This window comes from Gordonia oryzae, from assembly GCF_003797185.1.
GTDB classification, from domain to species: Bacteria; Actinomycetota; Actinomycetes; order Mycobacteriales; family Mycobacteriaceae; genus Gordonia; species Gordonia oryzae.
The window spans coordinates 46,204-68,567 of the sequence record NZ_RKMH01000016.1 but is presented as its reverse complement, the minus strand read 5'-3'; the positions used below and the strand labels follow the sequence as shown (position 1 = coordinate 68,567).

At 66.9% G+C, this 22,364-nt stretch carries 23 protein-coding genes, 1 tRNA gene and 2 pseudogenes; 12 read left to right on the top strand and 14 right to left on the bottom strand.

What is annotated here, in order from left to right:
* Positions 1-171 precede the first annotated feature (171 nt).
* The 4 genes from EF294_RS18265 to nth are packed head-to-tail and all read right to left on the bottom strand — an operon-like array spanning position 172 to position 3,747.
* Positions 172-1,365 carry a MarP family serine protease gene (locus EF294_RS18265; RefSeq protein ID WP_123932385.1) on the bottom strand — a complete coding sequence of 398 codons (1,194 nt, stop codon included), beginning with the start codon at positions 1,363-1,365 and terminating at the stop codon, positions 172-174.
* Entirely contained in the window at positions 1,362-2,201 is an 840-nt protein-coding gene (locus tag EF294_RS18260; RefSeq protein WP_123932384.1) for an NUDIX hydrolase, read from the bottom strand. Before EF294_RS18260 ends, EF294_RS18265 begins: the two co-directional genes overlap by 4 nt.
* A complete protein-coding gene (locus tag EF294_RS18255; protein ID WP_123932383.1) occupies positions 2,198-2,929 on the bottom strand; it encodes a TlpA disulfide reductase family protein in 732 nt (243 codons plus the stop codon). Before EF294_RS18255 ends, EF294_RS18260 begins: the two co-directional genes overlap by 4 nt.
* On the bottom strand, positions 2,926-3,747 hold the full coding sequence (gene nth, locus EF294_RS18250) for an endonuclease III (protein ID WP_123932382.1): 822 nt from the start codon (positions 3,745-3,747) through the stop codon (positions 2,926-2,928). The genes EF294_RS18255 and nth overlap by 4 nt, the downstream gene beginning before the upstream one ends.
* 148 nt (positions 3,748-3,895) lie before the next feature.
* Here nth and EF294_RS18245 point away from each other — a divergent pair, with 148 nt between their 5' ends.
* Positions 3,896-4,108 carry a hypothetical protein gene (locus EF294_RS18245; RefSeq protein ID WP_123932381.1) on the top strand — a complete coding sequence of 71 codons (213 nt, stop codon included), beginning with the start codon at positions 3,896-3,898 and terminating at the stop codon, positions 4,106-4,108.
* 204 nt (positions 4,109-4,312) lie between these two features.
* Complete coding sequence (locus EF294_RS18240) at positions 4,313-4,987, top strand: Crp/Fnr family transcriptional regulator (RefSeq protein ID WP_123932380.1); 675 nt, start codon at positions 4,313-4,315, stop codon at positions 4,985-4,987.
* A 105-nt stretch (positions 4,988-5,092) separates the two neighbouring features.
* Here EF294_RS18240 and EF294_RS18235 read toward each other — a convergent pair whose 3' ends face one another.
* The 4 genes and pseudogenes from EF294_RS18235 to sp36 all read right to left on the bottom strand — a co-directional run bounded on the left by EF294_RS18235 (position 5,093) and on the right by sp36 (position 7,119).
* A complete protein-coding gene (locus tag EF294_RS18235) occupies positions 5,093-5,956 on the bottom strand; it encodes an MBL fold metallo-hydrolase (RefSeq protein WP_123932379.1) in 864 nt (287 codons plus the stop codon).
* Positions 5,957-6,082: 126 nt separating this feature from the next.
* Positions 6,083-6,425: pseudogene (locus tag EF294_RS22785) on the bottom strand (TSUP family transporter); the annotation flags it as partial.
* 48 nt (positions 6,426-6,473) lie between these two features.
* Positions 6,474-6,950: a RidA family protein gene (locus EF294_RS18225; RefSeq protein WP_123932378.1), complete on the bottom strand. Its 477-nt coding sequence runs from the start codon at positions 6,948-6,950 to the stop codon at positions 6,474-6,476.
* Between the two features lie 4 nt (positions 6,951-6,954).
* Positions 6,955-7,119: a Sp36 family protein gene (gene sp36, locus EF294_RS18220; protein WP_123932377.1), complete on the bottom strand. Its 165-nt coding sequence runs from the start codon at positions 7,117-7,119 to the stop codon at positions 6,955-6,957.
* A 105-nt stretch (positions 7,120-7,224) separates the two neighbouring features.
* Here sp36 and bagA point away from each other — a divergent pair, with 105 nt between their 5' ends.
* From bagA to EF294_RS22260, 3 genes are read left to right on the top strand one after another with little or no spacing between them, the layout of a single operon-like run.
* Entirely contained in the window at positions 7,225-8,322 is a 1,098-nt protein-coding gene (gene bagA / locus EF294_RS18215; RefSeq protein ID WP_123932376.1) for an ATPase BagA, read from the top strand.
* Positions 8,322-9,416, top strand: coding sequence for an ArsA family ATPase (gene bagB / locus EF294_RS18210; protein ID WP_123932375.1), 1,095 nt, complete (start codon positions 8,322-8,324; stop codon positions 9,414-9,416). Before bagA ends, bagB begins: the two co-directional genes overlap by 1 nt.
* A gap of 22 nt (positions 9,417-9,438) precedes the next feature.
* Complete coding sequence (locus tag EF294_RS22260) at positions 9,439-9,825, top strand: hypothetical protein (RefSeq protein WP_246007942.1); 387 nt, start codon at positions 9,439-9,441, stop codon at positions 9,823-9,825.
* Positions 9,826-9,957: 132 nt separating this feature from the next.
* Here the strand turns inward: EF294_RS22260 and EF294_RS22255 are convergent, their stop codons facing one another.
* Together EF294_RS22255 and EF294_RS18200 are read right to left on the bottom strand one after the other, a co-directional pair.
* A complete protein-coding gene (locus EF294_RS22255) occupies positions 9,958-10,254 on the bottom strand; it encodes a hypothetical protein (protein WP_246007941.1) in 297 nt (98 codons plus the stop codon).
* A 301-nt stretch (positions 10,255-10,555) separates the two neighbouring features.
* Complete coding sequence (locus EF294_RS18200) at positions 10,556-10,864, bottom strand: WhiB family transcriptional regulator (protein WP_006373141.1); 309 nt, start codon at positions 10,862-10,864, stop codon at positions 10,556-10,558.
* A 313-nt stretch (positions 10,865-11,177) separates the two neighbouring features.
* Here EF294_RS18200 and EF294_RS18195 point away from each other — a divergent pair, with 313 nt between their 5' ends.
* From EF294_RS18195 to EF294_RS18185, 3 genes are all read left to right on the top strand, one after another.
* The gene (locus EF294_RS18195) at positions 11,178-13,628 is read left to right on the top strand and encodes a penicillin-binding protein (protein ID WP_123932374.1); all 2,451 of its coding nucleotides are present in this window, start codon (positions 11,178-11,180) and stop codon (positions 13,626-13,628) included.
* 71 nt (positions 13,629-13,699) lie between these two features.
* The gene (locus EF294_RS18190; protein WP_123932373.1) at positions 13,700-14,698 is read left to right on the top strand and encodes a metallophosphoesterase; all 999 of its coding nucleotides are present in this window, start codon (positions 13,700-13,702) and stop codon (positions 14,696-14,698) included.
* A gap of 13 nt (positions 14,699-14,711) precedes the next feature.
* A complete protein-coding gene (locus EF294_RS18185) occupies positions 14,712-15,407 on the top strand; it encodes a haloacid dehalogenase type II (RefSeq protein WP_123932372.1) in 696 nt (231 codons plus the stop codon).
* A gap of 87 nt (positions 15,408-15,494) precedes the next feature.
* Here EF294_RS18185 and EF294_RS18180 read toward each other — a convergent pair whose 3' ends face one another.
* Entirely contained in the window at positions 15,495-16,283 is a 789-nt protein-coding gene (locus EF294_RS18180) for a crotonase/enoyl-CoA hydratase family protein (protein ID WP_123932371.1), read from the bottom strand.
* Between the two features lie 125 nt (positions 16,284-16,408).
* On the opposite strand from EF294_RS18180, the gene EF294_RS18175 reads away from it, so the two are divergent.
* The gene (locus EF294_RS18175; RefSeq protein ID WP_123932370.1) at positions 16,409-16,948 is read left to right on the top strand and encodes a hypothetical protein; all 540 of its coding nucleotides are present in this window, start codon (positions 16,409-16,411) and stop codon (positions 16,946-16,948) included.
* A gap of 609 nt (positions 16,949-17,557) precedes the next feature.
* Positions 17,558-17,743, top strand: coding sequence for a hypothetical protein (locus EF294_RS21570; RefSeq protein WP_185091147.1), 186 nt, complete (start codon positions 17,558-17,560; stop codon positions 17,741-17,743).
* Between the two features lie 275 nt (positions 17,744-18,018).
* Here the strand turns inward: EF294_RS21570 and EF294_RS18165 are convergent.
* A tRNA-Pro gene (locus EF294_RS18165) sits at positions 18,019-18,092 on the bottom strand.
* 253 nt (positions 18,093-18,345) lie between these two features.
* Here EF294_RS18165 and EF294_RS22780 point away from each other — a divergent pair.
* Together EF294_RS22780 and EF294_RS18155 are read left to right on the top strand one after the other, a co-directional pair.
* Positions 18,346-18,483 (top strand): annotated as a pseudogene (locus EF294_RS22780) (DUF7144 family membrane protein); the annotation flags it as partial.
* Between the two features lie 130 nt (positions 18,484-18,613).
* Complete coding sequence (locus EF294_RS18155) at positions 18,614-19,282, top strand: lipocalin family protein (protein WP_123932368.1); 669 nt, start codon at positions 18,614-18,616, stop codon at positions 19,280-19,282.
* A 759-nt stretch (positions 19,283-20,041) separates the two neighbouring features.
* Here EF294_RS18155 and EF294_RS18145 read toward each other — a convergent pair.
* Positions 20,042-21,391, bottom strand: coding sequence for a dipeptidase (locus tag EF294_RS18145; RefSeq protein WP_123932367.1), 1,350 nt, complete (start codon positions 21,389-21,391; stop codon positions 20,042-20,044).
* A gap of 366 nt (positions 21,392-21,757) precedes the next feature.
* Entirely contained in the window at positions 21,758-22,354 is a 597-nt protein-coding gene (locus EF294_RS18140; protein ID WP_123932366.1) for a histidine kinase, read from the bottom strand.
* Positions 22,355-22,364: the final 10 nt, after the last annotated feature.

Sequence of the window (22,364 nt, the reverse complement as noted above, 5' to 3'; positions counted from 1 at the left end):
GGTGTACCGGCATCGCGCATCTCGGCGACCGCCTCCTCGAGCAGGGCGTCGGCGTGCCCGAAGAGAGAAGCCGTACAGATTCCCACGCGCCCGTTCGATGTATTCCAGTGCCTCCGTGAGCTTCCCGGCCTGGTCATCGACGGCGCTCAGGTCGCGACTCGCCTCAATCAGTCATTCGCGCACACACGCCCCGGTCGACACCCGCCCGTAGCGCCCCTGGGCGCGGGCGAGGTCCTGCTGTACGAGAGCGGCGGTGAGGACGTAGCCGGTCTCGTCGGCGGCGTTCTCCGACGTCGCGAACACCACACCGAGCACCTCGCCGGCCGAATTGAGCATCGGCCCACCGGAATTGCCCTGCCGGATCACGCCGCGCACCGTATAGACCTCGCGCGTGACCTGGCGGTTGCGGTAGATGTTGGCGGTCGGCAACTCGCGCATGTCACGCACCCGCACCGCAGTGGCCTGGAACGGTCCGGCCTGCGGATACCCCAGGACGATGGCGTCGTCCCCGGTGGACGCAGTACCCGAGGCAAACCGCAACGGCCGGGCGTCGATGCCGTCGACCCGCAGGATCGCCACGTCGTTGACGCTGTCGAAGAGCACGACGTCGGCGTCATAGGAGGTGCCGTCGGACTGCTGGGCCTGCAGGGTCGACGTCCCGGCGACGACGTGCGCGTTGGTCATGATCAGGTCCGGGCCGACGACAAAGCCGCTGCCCTCGAGGGCCTGCTGACAGTTGGGTGCCTCGCCCTCGATCTTGACCACACTGGGCTTGGTCTGCGCGACGACCGGCAGACGCAGCAGCGCCGCGTCGGGTGGTGCGACCTGGCCGGCCCTGGCGGTAGGGATGACGCCGTCGAGTTTGGAATCCTCAAGCAGTCGGCGGAACTCGTCGACCGGCTTAGCGGCCAGCCACCCCGGCGCCGCGTCGTCGACCGCGCCGAGCACCTTGGAGCCGTCAATGGCCTTGGTCAACGCCTGCGAATGCGAACTCGCCAGCAGGGTGCCGATCAACCACATCGCCACCAGCGCCGCGAGGGCCTGCAACACCAGTCCGACGCCGCTGTCGATGGCCCGCAGTTCCGGCGACCGGATGCCGCCACGGGCGGCGTGACCGAGGATCATTCCGGCGATCTCGCCGATCACCACCAGCGCGACCAGCACCCCGACGGCCGCCACCAGCTGCATCGTCGGATCGTCGATCCGGGAGATCACATGCGGCACCAGCAGAATGCCCGCGAAGGCGCCGAGGAGCACACCGAGCACGGCCAGCGCGGAGGCCACTGCACCCTGCCGGAATCCGCTGATCGCGGCGATCAGAGCGATCGCGACGACGATGATGTCGACCCACGTCGAACCGCTCATCGGCCGCCCCGGCCGTCGGGGTCGCGCAGATGGTCGGGGTGGAGCGCGCGGAAACCGGATTCCTGCCGGTTGCCGGAGCGTCGGATCATCTCGTCGAGCGGACGGACATCGTCGGTGTCCCAGGCCGGCCCCCACCCGGCGGCGTCGCTGATCGCCGCGATCAGGCCGCCGGTGAAACCCCAGACGAGCAGTCCGTCGACGAAGAACGCGGGACCTTGATAGGCGCGGGCACCGAGGACCGATCGGCGCACCTGGAATCGGTTCTCCGGTGCCAGGAGCTCACGCATGCTGACACGCGCGACGCGGGCGGTCTCGCCTTCGTCGACGACACGCACCTCACCGGGTTCGCGCCAGTGGGCGATGACCGGTACGACGTCGAAACCCGAGGGCGGGACCGGAAAGCTGGGCAGGGTGGCCAGCACGTCGACCCCCTCGGTCGCCAGGCCGGTTTCCTCGTCGGCCTCCCGTAGCGCGGTGCCGACCGGATAGTCGTCACCGGGGTCGTAGCCGCCGCCGGGGAAGGCGACCTGCCCGCTGTGCTGACGCAGGGTCGACGCGCGCTCGGTGAGCAGCACCTCGGCGTCGGCGGGCAGCCCACCGGGATAGTCGGGGTCGGCGTCGAAGGACCCCGAGAACAACACCAGCACCGCGGCCGCGCGCCGGTTCCGGTTGACCATCGCCGCCCATCGGGTGCGGTCACCGCCACGATTGAGCACGATCTCGGTCACCGAGCCGACGTCGTCGGTGAGCCGGTGCATCCACGACGGAATCCGTTCACGCGCCACCAGCGGGCCGATGTGGGGTTCGGGGATCGGCGTCGGATCACTCGTGCTCACGTGGTGACCCCGGTCGCCATGCGGACCTGGTCGGCGATCTGCTGTGGATTCTCGAAGACCATCGGCGCGACCTTCGCGACGGAACCGTCGGCGCGCAGGATGATCGTCGACGGGAACACGCGGGGAGCCCGTAGCGCGGCCGCGACCTGTCCGTCGGTGTCGAGGACGACGGGCAGATGCACCCCGAGCTCGGAGAGGAACCGCAGCACCAGGTAAGGACTGCCCGCGCCCTCGCGTGCGTGAACGGTCAGCACCGTCACCGCCGACCCGGCCCGCTCGGCGTAGTCGGCGAGCACGGGAAGCTCCGCGCGGCACGGCTGACACCACACCGCCCACATGTTGATGATCAGTGGTTTACCGACGGTCCCGGCGCCGAGGTCGTAGCTCGCCCCGGTCGACAGACACGGTGCCCGCACCCCGGCCAGCACCGCGGCCCCGGTCGGCGCGGGCCCGCCGACCTGCGGACACGGTGCGATCGCGGCGTCGGCGCGGGCCTGTGCCAACTGCGCGTCGTCGACCCGCACGTCGGTGGCCGAGGCGGCACCCGACGGACGGATCTGCTGGGCGTCATCGCCCGTCGACGAATCGCGCGGCCAGATCGCGACGACGAGGGCGATCACCACGACGAAGAACACGAGCGTCCATCGCGCGGCCGGGGGGAAACGAGAGCCCCGCCGGCGATGCGGCGGGGTCGGCTTCTCCACGGGCGGCAGATTGTCGGTGGTCACGACGTGATCCCCGCCAACGCCAGCAGGTGATCGGTCTCGGGCCCCTTCACCAGGGCCGCGGCGGCCGTCTTGTCCATCGGCCCGGTACCCGCCGAAGGACAGTCCTTGGCCAGGATGCACACCCCGCACGCCGGGTTGCGCGCATGGCAGACGCGTCGGCCGTGGAAGATCACCCGGTGGGACAGATCGGTCCACTCCTTGCGCTCGATGAGTTCGCCGACGGCATGCTCGACCTTGACCGGATCGGTCTCCTCGGTCCACTCCCAACGCCGGACCAGACGACCGAAGTGGGTGTCGACGGTGATCCCAGGAACCCCGAACGCGTTGCCCAACACCACATTTGCGGTCTTGCGGCCGAATCCGGGCAGCGTCACCAGCTCGGGCAGGGTGTGCGGCACCTCGCCGTCGAAGCGCTCCACGAGCGCCTGACCGAGCCCGATGAGCGAGTTGGTCTTGTTCCGGTAGAAGCCGGTGGGGCGGATCAATTCCTCGAGTTCGGTGCGGTCGGCCTGTGCATAGTCCAGTGCGGTGCGGTAGCGGGCGAACACCGCCGGGGTGGTCTGGTTCACGCGGACGTCGGTGCATTGCGCCGACAAGATGGTGGCCACCGACAGCTCCAGCGGAGTGGTGAAATCGAGCTCGCAATAGACGTGCGGAAAAGCCACCTTCAGCGTGCGATTCATCCGGCGGGCACGACGAACCAACCCGAGGTGGGTCTCGGCCTTCTTGGTACCCGAACGACCCGTCCCCGACCTCGGCTGGGCTTTCGATGCAGCCTTCGGCTGGGTTGTCGATGCAGCCGACTTGCGCGCGCTCACCCGACCAGGTTAGCGACGCGCGGTGGCGTGAGGCGCGGTACGGCGCCCTGTGTTGCCGATGTCAACCAGCGGCGCGCTTTGGTCACAACTGGGTTACCGCGGCCGTTCTGGTTGGGAGTCACGCGCCCGATTGTGTTTACTTGTGGCCATGCACGGACTAGCCGTACTGCTGTTCCCGGCCGTACTGATGCTCTTCGCCCTCGGCATGGAGAAGGTCCAGTCCTGGACAGATCGTGTCACCGTGAACCGCGACAACGTCGAGGAATTCCTGTCGGCGGCCGAATCCGAGGACGTCGACACCCTGGCCCGCAAGGGCATGCCGGATGCGCTGGACGAGCTGCGCAATCGTCGGGCCGGCTGACCGCCTCCACACCACCTGACTCCGCTCGTCCGATCACGTCGGCAGGTTCCTCACGCCGGTAGTCGGATGTTCGCCGTGAGCAGACACGCCACCCATTGGAACACCGGTGACCTATTCAACACATATGCTGGGGACGAGAGTAGCGTTGCAGCGGGTGTGCCAGTGGAGCACAACCGAGATTCTTGAGTGAGAAGGGACTCCTTGGTGGAGGAAGTACTGGCGCGGGCAGGCATTTTTCAGGGCGTCGAGCCCTCTGCCGTAGCGGCACTGACCAAGCAGCTTCACCCTGTCGACTTTCCGCGGGGACATGTCATCTTCCACGAGGGCGAACCCGGTGATCGGCTATACATCATCCTGTCCGGCAAGGTGAAGGTCGGCCGCCGGTCACCCGACGGTCGCGAGAACCTGCTGACGATCATGGGTCCATCGGACATGTTCGGTGAACTGTCCATCTTCGATCCAGGTCCCCGGACCAGCTCGGCGACCACGGTGACCGAGGTCCGTGCGGTCTCCATGGATCGGGATGCGCTGCGCGCCTGGATCAAGGACCGCCCGGAGATCGCCGAACAGCTCCTGCGCGTGTTGGCCCGACGTCTACGCCGTACCAACAACAACCTCGCCGACCTGATCTTCACCGACGTGCCCGGACGTGTGGCCAAGCAGCTGTTGCAGCTGGCTCAACGCTTCGGCACCCAGGAGGGCGGATCGCTGCGCGTCACCCACGACCTCACACAGGAAGAGATAGCCCAGCTCGTCGGGGCCTCGCGCGAGACCGTCAACAAGGCGCTCGCCGACTTCGCCCAGCGCGGATGGCTCCGCCTGGAGGGCAAGAGCGTGCTGATCGCCGACTCCGAGCGCCTCGCCCGCCGCGCCCGCTGACCTCAGCTCGACGTTCTTCCCCTACTTTCTCGTTCTTCCCCCGACAATTTCCCGGGGAGGAACGAAAGAGTGGGGGAAGAACTGTTTCCGGCCCTCGGCCGGCCGTCACAGTTGACGCAGATACTCCAGCTGCGCCTTCACCGACATCCGCGCCGCAGGCCACAACTTCTTGTCGACGTCGGCATAGACCTTGCGGACCACCTTCATCGGCTTCGCCTTCTTCGCCGACACCCCCATCTCGTCGAGCGCGGCCTGGATCTGGTCGATCCGTTCCTCACGGTGCGCCTTGTAGAAGCGCGCGACGGGTTCGAGCGTCGGATGGTCGGGACCGTGCGCCGGCAGCAGTACGGCATCGGCACAGTCGACGATCAACCGATTCAGCGAACTCATGTAATCGAGCAGACTGCCGTCGGACGGATCGATGACGGTGGTCCCGCTGCCCAGGATCGTGTCGCCGGTGAGAATTGCGCGCTGCCGGTCGTGCTCGACGAGATAGCTGACGGAGTCACCGGTGTGGCCGGGCGTGAACAACACCGTGATGCGCAGACCGGCGATCTCGATGACCTCGCGATCACGCAGGGGAGCGGCGTCACGACAATTCGACCGCAGACGCGCACGGCTCGGGGCACCGGTCCGCTTGATCAGCGCGTCGATGGCCCCGGCGTGGTCGAGGTGCCGGTGGGTGATCAGGATTAGGGCGATACCCGGTTGCGCCGCAACCCTTTTCACGTGCTTCTTGTGACGCGGCGGCCCCGGGTCGACGACGACGCATTCCGTACTACCCGGCGCCCGCAGAATCCACGTGTTGGTGCCGTCGAGTTCCATCACACCGGGGTTGTCGCACAACAACACCGACGCGAACGGCGTCACCTCGCGCAGTACCCCATAGGCGGGATGCAGGGGGGCGGCGTCAACAGCAGCGTCGTCGGGGGCCTCGCCGGCTCGGGACTTGTCGTCGGGGGCGTTCATGAGGCCAGAGTAATCCGGTGGCGACACCACGTAAGAGTCAGGCTCATCCGGCCCACCAACGCCGTTGGCGTGATGCTCAGAAAGTCCCGGTGCCCGGAAACATCAGTCCGCAGAAGGCCACGACGACCCCGCGATCACCAGCAGCACCAGGACGATCGGCGTGAAAACATCGGTGGGCAACCGACTCGCCATCAGCACTTCCCCACCGGAACAGACTGCGGCACAGGCGAACACCGACACCCGGCGACGCGCACGCGGCGGCAACCGTACGCGAGTATCGCCGCGCCGCAGAGACGGTCCCGACGACCGCGGTCAGCGAGTTGGTGGACAGCGCCGACGCCGGGACGATCCCAGGGCACACCGATCATCAGAGCCGGGATACCGATCAGGCCGCCCCACCAACCACCGCGTCGACCCATCCCGCAGCCGCCGCGGCGACGATGAGTGCCGCGACGACCTCAGCATCCAAGCGTGAGCGACCTCGAACACACTCAGCGGTCTGCGACCTCGACCACACTCAGCGGTCTGCGACCTCGACCACGAGTTCGACCTCCACCGGCGCCCCCAACGGCAACTCGGCGACACCGACCGCGGAGCGGGCATGCACGCCTGCCTCCCCGAAGATCTCGCCGAGCAGGTCCGATGCACCATTGAGGACACCCGGTTGCCCGGTGAAGCCCGGCGCCGATGCAACGAATCCGGTCACCTTGACCACCCGCACAATCGAATCCAGCCCGACGAGTCCGTTGATCGCGGCCAGCGCGTTGATGGTGCACTGTCGTGCGGCCGCCGTCGCCTCGTCGGGTTTGACGACGCCCTCCGCGCCGGTGCAGACCTTGCCGTGGATCGACAGCTCACCGTCAACGAAGGGCAACTGCCCCGAGGTGTACACCATATTCCCCGACCGGACCGCCGGGACGTAATTGGCGACCGGGCTGGGAGCCGTCGGCAGCACGATACCCAGCTCGTCGAGCCGTTGTGTCCAGGTGCTCATGTCCTCAGCCCTTCGTCCGCTTGAGGTAGGCGACGTGCTGCTCTCCGGTGGGGCCGGGCAGCACGCTGACCAGCTCCCAGCCGTCGGCGCCCCACTGATCGAGAATCTGTTTGGTCGCGTGGGTCAGCAGCGGAACCGTCACGTACTCCCAGGCGGTGACATCACTCATGGCCCCAAGCCTAGGGCATCGAGGTGGGATGCCCGTAGACACGATCCGACGAAATGACCTGACCGGAGTAACCCTGGACGACAACTGAGTCGATATGGTGAATCCGTGGTGTACGACACGTCCGGGGGCGACCAGACATCCAGTGGTCGGCAGAGCCGACCCCGACCTGACGGGGTCGGCTCGATTCTCGACGACGAGAAGGCGGTGGCCGCACCGAACATCTGGCCGGACTCTGCCGCCAAAGCACGTCTGCACTTCGTCTCGGGCAAGGGCGGCACCGGCAAGACCACCGTTGCCGGCGCGCTCTCGCTGGCCCTTGCCGCCGCGGGCAAGCGCGTTCTGCTCGTCGAATGCGAGGGGCGCCAAAGCGTCGCGCAACTCTTCGACCTGCCCCCGCTACCGCCGACCGATACCCGCATCGCCACCGCCGAGGGCGGCGGCGAGGTGTGGGCGCTGGCCCTCGACATCGAGCATGCACTGCTGGAATACCTCGACCTGTTCTACAACCTGGGCTTCGCCGGCCGGGCGATGAAGCGGATCGGCGCGATCGACTTTGTCACCACCGTCGCCCCAGGGCTGCGTGACGTCCTGATCACCGGAAAGATCAAGGAACGCATCATCGCAACCAACAAGAAGGGCGTGCGGCTCTACGACGCCGTCGTCGTCGACTCCCCGCCCACCGGCCGGATAGGGAGCTTCCTCGACGTCACCAAGGCGATGGCCGACCTGGCCAAGACCGGTCCGATCCGCAACCAGAGCGAGGGGGTGGCGCGGTTGCTGCATTCGACGGAGACCGCAATCCACCTGGTCACCCTCCTCGAGGCGATGCCGATCACCGAAACCATCGAGGCCGTCGACGAGCTGCGAGGCAAGAAGCTGCGCGTCGGCAGCCTGATCATCAATCGGGTGAACCCGATGCATCTGCCGCCCGACGAGATCGACGACATCGCCGAGGGCAACGTCGACGCACAGCGGGTCGCGGCCGGGCTCGCCGACGCAGACCTCGAGGCGAGCGAGGCCGATTTCGCCGGGTTGCTCACCGAAACGATCGATCACGCCTCCCGGCTACAGGCGCAGCAGGTGGCCAAGGCCCAACTCGACGAGGTCGAGGTCCCGACGCTGGAACTGCCCACCCTCGGCGACGGGATAGACCTCGGCGGCCTCTACGAGCTGGCCACTCTGCTACAGAAAGCGGGTGCATGATGCCGCTCGACTTGAAGATGGGCTCGGTACTCGCCGACCCGGCGACGCGCGTGGTCATCTGCTGCGGCGCCGGTGGCGTCGGCAAGACGACGACCGCCGCGGCGATGGCCCTGCACGCTGCCGAACACGGCCGCACCGTCGCAGTACTCACCATCGACCCGGCCAAGCGGCTCGCGCAGTCGTTGGGCATGAGTGAACTGACCAACGACCCACAACCGGTGGCCATCGACGGGACCGGCTCTCTCGACGCGATGATGCTCGACATGCGCCGCACCTTCGACGAGATGGTGCAGGAGTACTCCACGCCCGAGCGCGCCGCCGCCATCATGGAGAACTCCTTCTATCAGACAGTCGCCGAATCCTTCTCCGGCACACAGGAATACATGGCCATGGAGAAGCTCGGTAAGCTACTGGAGACCAATCGGTGGGACCTGATCATCGTCGACACCCCACCGTCGCGCAACGCGCTGGACTTCCTCGACGCACCGCAGCGTCTCGGGTCGTTCCTGTCCGGTCGGCTGATGAAGGTGCTCGTCGGCGGCGGCCGCGGCGTCGGACGCATGGTCACCGGCGCGATGAGCCTGGCGATGCGCGGGGTCTCCACCATCATCGGGGGTGAGATGCTGCGCGACGTCGCGACGTTCGTGCAGTCCCTCGACTCGATGTTCGGCGGGTTCCAGGACCGCGCGCTCAAGACCTACCAACTACTCCAACAGCCCGGCACACGGTTCGCGGTGGTCGCCGCAGCCGAGCCCGACGCCCTGCGCGAGGCGGCCTTCTTCGTCGATCGCCTGTCGGAGGAGTCGATGCCGCTGGCCGGGCTGATCCTCAATCGCACCCACCCCAACCTCACCGGCATCACCGAAGAGGTGGCGCGCGTGGCCGCGGACAAAGCCGACGACGACCTCACCCGCGGAGTGCTGCTGGTGCACGCCGAGCGTGCCGCGACGGCCAAGCGGGAGGTCCATCTGCTGGGGCGGTTCACCTCCGCGCATCCGACGGTGCCGATCGTCGGCGTCCCGTCGTTGCCGTTTGAGGTCGCCGACCGCGTCGCCCTGCGCGCGGTCGCCGAGCAGATCACCGGTCGGGGCTGACCTCGATCCGCCGGTGACGCCGATGGCTCGCCGTCGCGTGCTGACGATCCTGGTGGATCGCATCACGATCGAGGACGGACAGATTCGCCCACCCGCGATCGGGGAGGTCATCGAGTTCGCTCTGCGGTTCTGGGAGTACTCGTCGGGCGAGACCGGGACCGATCAGCACGACGCGACGACCACGCGCGCCCGGCTCGAGCCCTCAGGCCGGCCACCGCGGCGTTTCGTTCTCGCCGAGAACCCCGCAGCTACCGATACTTGCGGGACGACACGACCTCTGGCGGGGCGGACCCCTGCGCGGCGAGGACTGAACCGCGCCGTGGGACGGACAACAGCGCGGACCGGACAGGTGGAGCTGACCGGCTCCTTTCACGGCGTCACAGGGATCGACACGCCGCGGGTTCGGTAGGGGCGGGCGACCCGGTCGTCGCGGGAGCCGTTGTCGGCGAACGCTTTCTGGCCCGAGGCGGCGCGGGTCGATGGACCATCTACGATCGGGGCTGGCGAGTCCCGCAACGTCGAAGACCCCCTGCGGTGGCCGTCACAGCCATTTCCGGCGGCGGGGCGCGTCGGTCACGACGGCGCGATGGATGTAGGCGATCCGGCAATCCTCGACGGCCACGACGACCGGCCCCCGCTTCTCACCCTCCCTGCTCGGGCACCGCCTCTCGAAGCGACTGCCACGCAGCATGTTCCACCGCGATTCTTCCACGCAGGGACCGTCGACGACGGGCTGTGGACCCTTGGTCACCCGCCGACGGAACGGCGCTGTCGGGATGGTGGCCGCTACCGGACCCACCGAGTACGACCACGGCCGCAGCCAGTGCTGGTTGCTCACCGTCCTCGACTGGGACAGTCTCACAGCGACGTTCAGCGCCCCGGCACTCGCGTCACGCACGTATCGATCGCCCACATAGACGACCCGGCGCTCCGGGTCGCGGCCGGAGGGGGTGCTGCCGATCCTGCTGCCGAGAACCATGCAGTGGCCACAGCCGGTCGATCTCAGCCGCCAGTCGATAGGTGCATGGCGATCGGATCTGTCCCTCGAACGGCGCAGTCTCCCGAACGCACCACGCATGCCCGGACACTCACATCACCGGCGGGGCACTCCCGCCGGTGATGTGAGTGTGTGGTCTGGGTCAGCCCGCAACGCGCTGGCGGCGACGCTGCGCCTCGAAGAACGCCGACCACGAGGTGACCTCGGGATGCTGGCGCAACAGCGCCCGACGCTGGCGTTCGGTCATGCCGCCCCACACCCCGAATTCGACGCGGTTGTCGAGAGCGTCGGCGCCGCACTGCAACTGCACCGGGCAGTGCCGGCAGATCGTGGCGGCCTTGCGCTGCGCCGCGCCCCGCACGAACAGGTCATCCGGGTTCTCTCCGCGGCACCGGGCCTGCGACACCCAGGTCAACCGCGCCTCGTCTGCCGATACTGCCGCTGTTGCCATCGTTGTCGCCCCTGTCTGTCGTTGTCTGCGAAAACCACGTCACCGCACTGCGACTGCAACCCGCTTGCTCACCTGGACAGTGGATCGAGTATTGATATCTCTCGCACTCTGCCGCATTAGCTGTTACGTGAGTCACATTCTGCCCTCAATCTAGGGATCTGTGTATGCGACCGCAACCCCTGAGGCCGAAAAACTGGCACAACCGTGCAAACTCTCGGCGAAACACCTGGTCATCGCCGCCGCCCCCGGCCGGTGCCATGCGCGGCGACGCGGGCTGCGAGGGTGTTGAGGAAATCACACGTATTCTGTCGGGGTGCCGATCTCGAAGAAGCTTGGGCCGCTCGCTGCCGCGTGCGTGCTGGCCGGCGTACTCGTCGCCGGACTCCTCTACCCGGTCGCCAGCGGGGCGGGACTGGTGTTCAACAGAGCCGCTTCGACAGTCGAGAACGTCTCATCGGAATTGCTCAACGGCACCCTGCCCCAGGTCTCGACGATGACCGACGCAGCCGGCAACCCGATCGCGCTGTTGTTCGACCAGTACCGCTATGAGGTCGGGTACAACGACATCTCGCCCGACATGGTTGCCGCGATCATCTCCATCGAGGACCGTCGATTCCTCGAGCACGACGGCGTCGACTGGAAGGGCACCATCCGCGCCGCGCTGAAGAACTCGTCCTCGGGAGAGGTCCAGCAAGGCGCGTCCACGCTGGACCAGCAGTACATCAAAAACTATCAACTCCTCGTGCTCGCGCGCACCGAGGCCGATCGGCAGGCAGCCACCGAGACCACTCCGGCGCGCAAGCTGCGTGAGGTCCGCATGGCGCTGACGATGGAGCAGTCGCTCACCGCGCAGGCCAAAAGCAAGGGCCTCTCCGACGCGGCCGCCAAGCAGGAGGCCAAGAAGCAGATCGTTACGCGGTATCTCAACGTGGTGCCGTTCGGCAACAACGCCTACGGCATCGAGGCCGCGTCACAGGTGTACTTCAATAAGCACGCCAAGGACCTCACCGTCGAGCAGGCCGCACTGCTCGCGGGCATGGTGCAGTCGAGCAGCGCGCTCAACCCGTACACCAATCCGCAGGCTGCGCTGGCGCGACGCAACACCGTGCTCGACACGATGATCCAGAACTTCCCCAAGCGCCGCGACGAGCTGACTGCAGCCAAGACCAAGCCGCTCGGGGTGATTCCCAATCCCAACATCCCTACCCAGGGGTGCATCGGCGCCGGCAACAACGGATTCTTCTGCGACTACGCACTGCAATTCCTCGCCACGAACGGGATCTCCCGCGACTCGGTGATGCGCGGTGGATACATCATCAAGACCACCCTCGACCCCGACGTGCAGCGTTCGGTCGAGCGAGCGGTGCAGACGCAGGCCGATCCGCAGGCCGACGGCGTCGCAAGCGTGATGAGCGCGATCCGGCCGGGAACTACCGCCCATCCCGTGCTGGCGATGGCGTCGAGCCGCAACTACGGACTCAATCAGAATGCCGACCAAACCGTGCAGCCGCAGCCGTTCTCACTGGTCGGTGACGGTGCGGGCTCGGTCTTCAAGGTCTTCACGACGGCCGCTGCAATGGAGCAAGGTCTCGGCTCGGGCTCCAACATCCCAGTCCCGTCAACCCTGGCCGTGCAGGGCATGGGCAGCAGCGGCGGCTCCAACGGATGTCCTGCCGACAGCTACTGCGTCAAGAACGACGGCCGCTACCCGGCGACGATGTCGATCTCCCAGGCGCTGGCCCAGTCACCGAACACCGCCTTCGTCAAGCTGTTGCAGCAGACCGGGGTGAAGCCGACCGTCGATATGGCCGTGCGTCTGGGTCTGCGCTCCTACAACACGCCGGGCACCTCCGGTGTCGGCGACAAGTCGATCGCCCAGTACGTCAAGGACGGCAACTTCGGTTCGTTCACTCTCGGCCCTTTCCCGGTCAACGGACTCGAGCTGTCGAATGTGGCGGCCACCCTGTCCTCCGGCGGGGTGTGGTGTCCGCCGAATCCGATCGGCTCGATCAGCACCATCAAGCGCGACGAGAACAGCAACGCGGTGCCCGGCCCCAACGGCGCACCGGTCCTGACCGCGGTGCCGTTCAACGCACCGGCATGTGACCGCGTGGTCGAGCAGGGTCTGGCGAACACCCTGGCCAATGCGATGAGCTTTGACGACCGAGGCGGGGGCACCTCGGCGGCAGCCGCCGGCTCGACGGGCTGGAACCTGCCGGTGTCGGCGAAGACCGGCACCACCGAGGCGCACCGCTCGGCGGCGTTCCTCGGCTTCACCAACAACATCGCCGGGTCGGTCTACGTCTACAGCGACGGCCCCAACCCGGAGGGCATCTGCACCAGCCCACTGCGGTCGTGCTACGACGGCAATCTCTATGGCGGATACGAGCCGGCACGCACCTGGTATTCGGCGGTCCTGCCGGTTGCGAACAAGTTCGGGCCAACGAGCCTGCCACCGCAGGATCCGCAGTACGTGTCCGGCAACAGTCGCGGACGTGTCCCCGACGTCGCCGGTCTCACCGCCAGCGACGCGACCGCTCGGCTGCAGGCGGCCGGCTTCAAGGTCACTCAGCTAGAGATCGATTCCCCGCGCCCGCAGGGCACCGTGGTGTTCACCGCCCCATCGGACTCGGCGTTGCCGGGGAGCACGATCACGATCTACGTGAGCAACGGACGTCAGTCCGCGGGCGGCAGCAACGGTCCAACCCAGACGACGGTGCAGGTACCCGGTGTCGGGCCGGTGGTGATCGATCTGCCCGGCTGATGTCGAGTCGCCGGACGGGTTGTCCGTCACGACCCCGACACGCGCCCTCCGGCGGCGCGTATCCTGAGAAAATGTCCATCCTCGATTCGACCCGGCCCTGGCGCGTGGACGCTCGTCTTCGCACGTCGACGGCAGCACGGGCGCTTGCCGTCGGCGCGGGGGCGGCCGCTGCCGGACTGCTCTACTCGACGCTGATCGAGCGCAACGCATTCACCTTGCGTCACACCACGATGGCGGTACTAGAACCCGGCGCCACCCCGTTGCGGGTCCTGCATATCAGCGACCTGCACATGGTGCCCAACCAGCGACTCAAGCAGGCCTGGGTGTCCGAACTCGAGGCGCTCGAACCGGACCTGGTGATCAACACCGGCGACAACCTGGCGCATCCGCAAGCGGTGCCCGCGGTAATCCAGTCGCTCGGCGGATTACTCTCGCGCCCTGGCCTTTTCGTGTTCGGATCGAATGACTACTTCGGTCCGACACCGAAGAATCCGTTCAAATACTTCAAGACCGAACACAAACGCACGCACGGCGATCCCCTGCCGTGGCAGGACCTGCGGGCCGCATTCGTCGAGCGCGGCTGGCTCGACGCCACGCACTCGGTACGCGAACTCGAGGTCGGCGGGGTGCGGGTGGTCGCGGCAGGTGTCGACGACCCGCACATCGAACGCGACCGCTACGAGACCATCGCCGGACGGCCCAATCCGCTCGCCCAGTTGCGTCTGGGTCTGACACATTCACCCGAACCTCGGGTCCTCGACCGGTTCGCCGAAGACGGTTACGATCTCGTGCTCGCCGGGCACACCCACGGCGGCCAACTGTGTCTGCCGCTTGTCGGTGCGCTCGTCACCAACTGCCACCTCGATCGCTCCCGGGTCAAGGGCACCTCGGCCTGGGGGTCGACGATGAAGCTGCACGTCAGCGCCGGTCTGGGTACCTCTCCGTATGTTCCCGCACGGTTCTGCTGCCGGCCCGAGGCCAGTCTGCTCACCCTCACCCCGGTCTCCCACGGCGACGCCGAATTCGAGGAGGACCACTCGCTGCCGCAGTTGGCCACCGACGCGCGCTGACGCAACGCCGGAAATGTCGACGACTCCTCGCGTGCTGGCATTCGACACCTTCGGGACCCTCACCGACTGGCTCGGCGGTATCAGTGCCGCGGTGGCGCGCTGCGTGCCCGGAGTCGACGCGGCCGAGTTCGCCCGGCAGTGGCGAGCCCGCTACTCACCCGCCATCGCTCGCGTCGAGGCCGGTGAAACCGGTTGGCGCGGACTCGACGAACTACAGTCCGACACCCTGGCCGAGGTCGCCGCACACTTCGGCGTCGCGATCGGCGCCGACCGTGCCGCCGACCTCGTGCGTGCCTGGCGCGAGATCCCCGGATGGCCGGACTCGGCGCGCGGGCTGGCTCGTATGCGACGTCAATTCACGGTGTGCGCGTTGAGTAATGGGAGCGTCGCATTGCTCACCGAGATGGCCAAACGCAACGGCTTCGGCTGGGATTTCATCGGCGGCTCGGATCTGTGGCATCACTACAAGCCGGCGCCGCAGACCTATCTCGGGCTGGCCGGGCTGATGGAAGCGCGGCCCGACGAGGTGATGATGGTCGCGACCCACCAATCCGATCTCGACGCCGCCCGCTCTCACGGGTTGCGGTCGGCGTTCGTCGAGCGTCCCCTCGAGTGGGGCGACCCGGCACTCAAAGACGATTCGGGCTCGCCGGACAACGACATCCACGCCCGAGACCTCGACGACCTGGCCGATCAGCTGGGGTGCTGACGGAGTGCAGCCGAGCGTCACCCTTGTCCGGTGACGCGATGGGCGCCGCAACGCTGCCTGGCAGACGGATCGAGGCGTGGTACCGCGTCACTCCCCGAACGACCCGTGCCGCCCGGCGCCCTGCGCGAATCGTGTTGCCCCGGTGACGGTATCGGCTTGGATCGAGTGCAGTCCGTGCAGGTATTCGTTGTGGATGCCGTCGGGTTCGGCCATCCCTTCCTGCTCGAGCGCCGAGAGCCGGTCGTGGCGTAGGCAGGTCTGCGGAAACGACGCGAGTTCATGCGCGAGTTCCACCGCCCGCTCCAGGGACTGCCCGGAGGGCACAAGTCGATTCACCAACCCCATGTCTAGGGCTTCGCGCGCCGACACCGCACGGCCGGTGAGGATGAGATCCATCGCGCGACTCGACCCGATGAGGTGCGGCAGCCGCACGGTGCCGCCGTCGATGAGCGGTACGCCCCAGCGGCGGCAGAACACCCCCAGCACCGCATCGTCGTCGGCGACACGGAGATCAGCCCAGATCGCCAGCTCCAATCCGCCCGCGACCGCGTACCCGGAGATGGCGGCGATCACCGGCTTACCCAATCGCAGTCGCGTCGGTCCCATCGGCCCGTCGCCGTCGGCTTCCACCCGGTTGCGGGTGCTGCCATCGGCTATGGCCTTGAGATCGGCTCCCGCGCAGAAGGTTCCACCTTCTCCATAGAGCACGGCCACCGACGCGCTCTCGTCGGCGTCGAAACGACGGAATGCATCGGCGAGCGCCTGCGCCGTCGGACGGTCGACGGCATTGCGGCGCTCGGGTCTGTTGAGGCCGAGAATCCGCACCGGCCCATCGGAACGTTCGAGGATCGTCTGAGTGCTCACCACTCCGATCATGCCCCGTCGCCCCACGTGATCGTTCCGCCGTCGTCACTCGACGAAAGGACGTCGACAGGCGGCGAGGAATCGTCCTGATTCCATAAATCAAATTGGCTATGTCCCTTGGTCAATATCATGAAGCTATGACAGCGCCGCTCGACATACCGTGGACAACGATTCCCGACATTGCCACAACAGACGTCTCCGGTTGGCAAATGGCGATAGTGATCGGCGCAGTGGTGGTACTCGCGGCACCGCTCATCGTGTGGCGCGAACGATGGCTGCATGCCTGGCAGTGGTGGCAGTCCGCCCTCTTTTTCCTCGGATGGTTCTGCGTCGGCATTCCGGCCGTTGCCGTCAGCGCGGGCGCGGCGACCGGTGACACATATGCCAAGGTTGCCGCCCAAAACGTGATATCGCACGTGGCTCTCGCCCGGTCTACGCCGTTCGTCCGTGTGAGTGCGGTCATCGTCTCACCGTCCGAGCACGCCACCGGCGCCACCCTCGACGTCCCGTACCAAGGAGAGACCTTCGATTACGCGGTCAACTTCGCCGGAGTCACTCGATTTGGAGACGTCCTCTACTGTCAAGCAATGGTGTCGCTGTATCGAGAGAAGGCACCCCGCCGCGTAGCCGCCGAGGTGTCGGCACGAATACGCGGCACGTGCAGCGCTCGATCATGAGTGCCACCACGTCGATTGCCTATCGGATCTCGACCGATCTCGTGGTCCGCGGAGACCGGAACGAGAACGCTCTGTCGGATTCGGCAAACCTCATCCGCTGGTCCGGGGTGGCGAGATTCGAACCCACGACCTCTTCGTCCCGAACGTCGGTTACCTGGGTGTTTGCTGATGTTGGTGAGTCACGGCAGAGCGTGAAACACGTGCTCATCGGCGTTGATGATCTTGGTCGCGTATTGGGTGTGATGAGTGGGGACTGACTGCGGACGCCCTTGCTGGCTGCGTGGGATCGCCCGCGCTCGTTTTCAAGACGAGCGCGGCATACAACCTGATTTCGAGGCACTGATTTCCCCTACAGCACACCTGGGCGTCTTCGTCTCCGAACCCGCCCTCCTGGCACCGGACCAGCGTCGCGCTCGTCCGGGCTGCCGCACACGACCGCATCGGCTGCCGTACCTGTCGTGTCTGTGGAAGGTAGGCTGCGATGACGCCCGAGCGCCGGATCGCCGATCTGACCACCCGCCACCTCAACCTCTACGACCATCTCCGAAGAATCACGAACGCCGGTCGGTACCGTTCCCTAAGTTCCTCGTCGATGACCTGGCAGCCGCGATGGCCAGCAAGAACCGCAACGAACTCCCGTTCACCGCGGCCGAGGGAGGCGTGCTCCGGATTGCGACGTTTCGCACCCGCAGGTTCAACAAGGCCATCGAGTCGGTTCGCCCTGTCAGCGATGACGGAGAGGTGCTGAGCGATTTCCCCAAGGCCACGATCCACGATCTGCGGTCCACCGCGTAGTCGTTGGCGATCTCAGCGGGCGCCCTTGTGAAAGCGGTCCAGACCATGCTCGGCCACCAGTCCGCAGCGCTCACGCTCGACACCTAGCCGATCTCTTCCCCGACGATCTCGAACGTATGGCCGATGCTCTCGACGCCGCGCGTGAAGCTGCTGCGGACGCACTGCGGACGCACTGCGGACGGCGGTCAACACCGGAACCGAATCGAACGCAGAAACGAGGAAGCCCTGACCGGATTTCTCCTGGCCAGGGCCTCAACTGTGTCTCAACCAACACGTCGGGGTGGCGGGATTCGAACCCACGACCTCTTCGTCCCGAACGAAGCGCGCTACCAAGCTGCGCCACACCCCGTGTACAACCTGCGATAGCTTACCCCCGATGATGGCCGGGCACTAAATCGCCTGGTAGAGGGCCAAAAGTGGAGCTGCGGCGACAGGCGGGCGCCCACTGGGCGAAAGCGACGAACGGGAGCCGGAAATCCGACCACGCCGATTCACGAATCGCGCAGAACGACGGAAGAAGTGGCCGTGACGAGCCGGCGGAGGGTCGACCACGAAGCGCCGCGTCGGCCGTCCAGCGGGGTTTCGTTGTCGGGCTCACGATTGTCGCGGCGATCATCATCGCCGCGCTGTCAATCGTCCAGTTCCTGTGGCTGCCGCACTGCCCCACATGGCCGATCCTCATCATCGACCTCGACGTCCTCCTGATCTGCGCGGTGTACTCGTGGAACCCGCGCCAGTGACGCACGGCCGAACAACTAGGCTCTAGGCCGACACACGCACGCCTGGGCGAGCAGTTCCCACCCATCCGGGGACCGGGTCGGCGGCGAATCACCGCTCGTCCGGCACCGACGACCGAAGGGACTCCCGACCATGCCGCTCCCGCGCATGCCACACACTCGCAGAACCGTCCGCCTCCTCGTACCGCTTCTGGTCGTCCTCGGGGCCGTGGTGGCGTTGGTAGCCACCCCCGCGACCGCGGACGCCGCGCCGCTCCGGCCGGTCGCCAAGCTCGACATCACGCGATATCTCGGGACGTGGTGGCAGCAGGCGACCGTCCCGTCGTTCTTCGGGGCGCGCTGCGCGAAGGACACCAACGCCACCTACACCCCGATCAATGCGACGACCATTGGCGTCGACAACAAGTGCACCTCGTTCACCGGGCAGTCCGACGGCATCAAGGGCAAGGCGACCGTCGTCGATCCGGTCACCAAAGCACAACTGGTGGTGACCTTTCCGGGCGTGCCCAACACCATCAACCCGGGTAACAACCCCAACTACATCGTGACGTGGGTGGGCGACGCCCAGGGTCGCGACGCCATCGGCGCGGGTGCGACCAGCACAGAGCCGTACCAGTTCGCGATTGTCGGCGATCCGACGCGACTGTCCGGATTCGTGTTGAGCCGCGAGAAGGTGCTGACCACCGATGCGCTGCGGATGCTCAAGCGCCGCACCGAGGCCGCGGGCTTCAACTCCTGCACCTTCCTGATCTCACCGACGACCGGCGGACGCTCGGACTACTCGCCGCTGTGCACCGTATAACCAACTGATTCCGTTCGTTCTCGCACCGGCCGCATCGCTCTGCGGCCGGTGCGACGGCGTTGCAGTGGCCGGGTGACCGGCACGCTTGCAGGATCTGTATCTCGACGCGACCGCCACCGGCCGAATCCGGGCGGGAGTGGCCACACCGGTGTCGCCCCGCCCCCGCCGCGGATGGCGGCCACACGGACCGAGGGCGGCTGAATACGCGACGGATACGCACCGTTGGTCAGCCCTGGGGCATCGTGCATATCCTGCAGATCTGGGCCCGAAATGTGCAGACCGAGGAGGTGATCGCGGCGATCGTTGATGTCACCTGTCGGTGTCCACACCACCAGGACGGCGTTCCGGGGAGTGGCGGGGGTGCGGATCGACGACGCCATCGTCTCTCGCGTCAGCCTCGAGCAGGTCTTCGCCACCCAGATCACGGCCTACGCTTCAACGGCACCCTCCCGTCCGGCATCCTGCGTCGTGCCACTGCTCTGCTCGAACGCGGTGGCGGCGGCGAGGTGAAAGCCGCTCGGGCGCTTCGGAAACGGTCCGGTGGGGCCCGCGCGCGACTCGATAACGCCCTCGGCGCCGACGACACCGGGCCGGTGGTCGACGCCGCCCCGCGCTGATCTTCGCCGACGATGCACGTTCTCTGCTGTCCGGCAACGACGCGCAAGCTCTGGCCCACAGACCAGAGTTCACCCTCGTCGCGGCCAGTCGCCCGCAAATGAAAGCCCTTCTGGTGCAGCGGTTCAGCGGGAGCTGATCAGCTCACCGCGCAGAGCCGTAGTCCCGCAGAAACAGCGCCTCGGCCAACGCCATGTGCTCGATCTCGGAGGGGTCGACACTCTCGTTGGGTGCATGGATCAGGCAGCGCGGTTCTTCAACTCCGAACAACATGATCTCGGCGTCGGGAAAGGTGTTCTGCAGCACCGTGCACAAGGGAATCGATCCACCCTGTCCCTGCTGCACGACGTCGGTTCCGTAGGCGCTGCTCAAGGAGCGCGAGATCGCCTCGAAGGCAGGCCCTTCTGTCGACCCCGTGAATGGCGCTCCGGTCGCCTCACGCTCCACCGACACCCGCACATGCCACGGCGCGGCGGCGTGCAGGTGGGCGATCAGCGCATCCTGGGCGGCTGCCGGATCCATGCCGGGTGGCACACGCAAGTTGATGCGCGCACGGGCCCGCGGGACGACCGACGCCGACGAGCCGACCACCGGCGGGCAGTCGATACCCAGCACGGTCACCGCCGGGCGGGCCCATACCATCTCGGCGATCGATCCCGAACCGAGCACCTCTACCCCGTCGAGAACCGTTGCGTCCCTTCGGAACTGGCTCTCGGGATAGTCGATACCCGTCCACGCCTGATCGGTGTCGAGGCCGGCGACGGTGGTGTTGCCCGCATCGTCGCGCAGCGTGGCGAGCATGGCGATCAGCGCGGCGAGCGCATCCGGTGCCGCACCGCCAAACATTCCCGAATGCATTGCCGAGGAGAGTGTTTCGACACTGACAACGACGTTGGCGATTCCGCGCAGACTCGTCGTCAGGGTCGGACGCCCCACTTCGATGTTGCCGGAATCGAGGATCAGGATCGCGTCGGCGCGCAACAGCTCGGGGTTCTTGGGAACGAAATCCTCGATCCCGCCGGAGCCCTGCTCCTCCGATCCCTCGCCGATGATCTTGACGCCGACCCCGAGGTCCGCGCCAATCGCTCGCAGGGCGGTCAGGTGCACGGCGATGTTGCCTTTGCAGTCGGCCGCACCTCGGCCGTACCAGCGGCCGCCGCGTTCGGTCAGCGTCCACGCCGGTGAGTCCCACGCATCGGCATCGAGGGGCGGTTGCACATCGTGGTGGAAATACAGCAGCACCGTCGGTGCGTCGGCCGGTCCGGGAATGTGTCCGGTCACTGCCTGCGATCCGTCGGCGGTGACGTGCGCCTCGACATCGGATACGCCGGCCTCGGTGAAGGTCTCCTGCAGCCAGTCGACCATCCGTGCGCAGTCGGCGGGCGCGGGTGCGGTGGGGTCGTAGACCGATTCGAAGGCAACCATCTCCGCGAGATCTGTGTGCGCCCTTCCCATCAGATCGTGCACGCGGTCTGCCATCGCATCGTCGGTCACGTCGGGTCCTCTCGTCGTCGGCCTCCTCGACGCCACGCGCATGCCCGCGCAGCGAGGTGGTGTCCCCAAGTTATCCCGTCGCGCAGGCAGGTGGCGCGGCAAATGGCCTTGGGCTGCGGAGTTCGCGGCGGGATCGAGGATCGGCCATTCTCGCCTCCGCGTCGGCGGCGTCGAGTCGGCGACGACGGTCATCCGCCGTCGATACTCCGCCGGGTTCAGAACGACGTGCACGCCGAACGGATGATGATGCGCGGCAGCGCCTCACCCGACGACCTCGGACCGACCGCGCAGCACAAGTGCGACAACGTGGACGAATTGATCGGTTCTTGTCCCGGATTGGCGCACGAATTCACAGAGTTCAGCAAGTTACGGAGTCGGTACGGCCTCGTCGGTGGTCGCCTTTTCGGTGGCCGCCTTTGCGGTGGCCGAAGTGTCCTCGTCCGCCGACGCGTCGGTGTCCGCCGGCGGGTCGATGGTGTCAGCAGCGCCAGAACCAGCGGTGTCAGAACCAGCACCCCCGGAACCAGCAGTGTCATCGTTGGTGTAGGACTCGGCGAACGAGACGCGCGGTGTGGTGGCCGCGTGGAACGCGGCCAGACCCGCGAAGAACAACGCTGCTAGGGCGAAGACGACCGCGAGGAACAACGTTGTCCAATGCACGATGGCCAGCGTCAGACCGTCACCGCGTGTCACCAGGGCACCGCCGGCCGAGAGGACCGCCGCGAGCAGGGACCACACCGCGCTGCGCACCCGCGGCGACACCGTCGAGACGTAGAACAATCGCTGATAGAGCGAGGTCTCGTACTCCTCGACCGCAGCCAACCGCACCGCATCACCGTCGGCCAGGGCACGTAACTCGGCGGCCAGCGACGCGCCGCGTCGTAGCTGTTCTGTTTCCCGATCGCGGTAGCGGACGAAGGCAATACCCGCGACGACGACGGCCAGCAGTCCGATCCCTGCCATGACTCCCCAG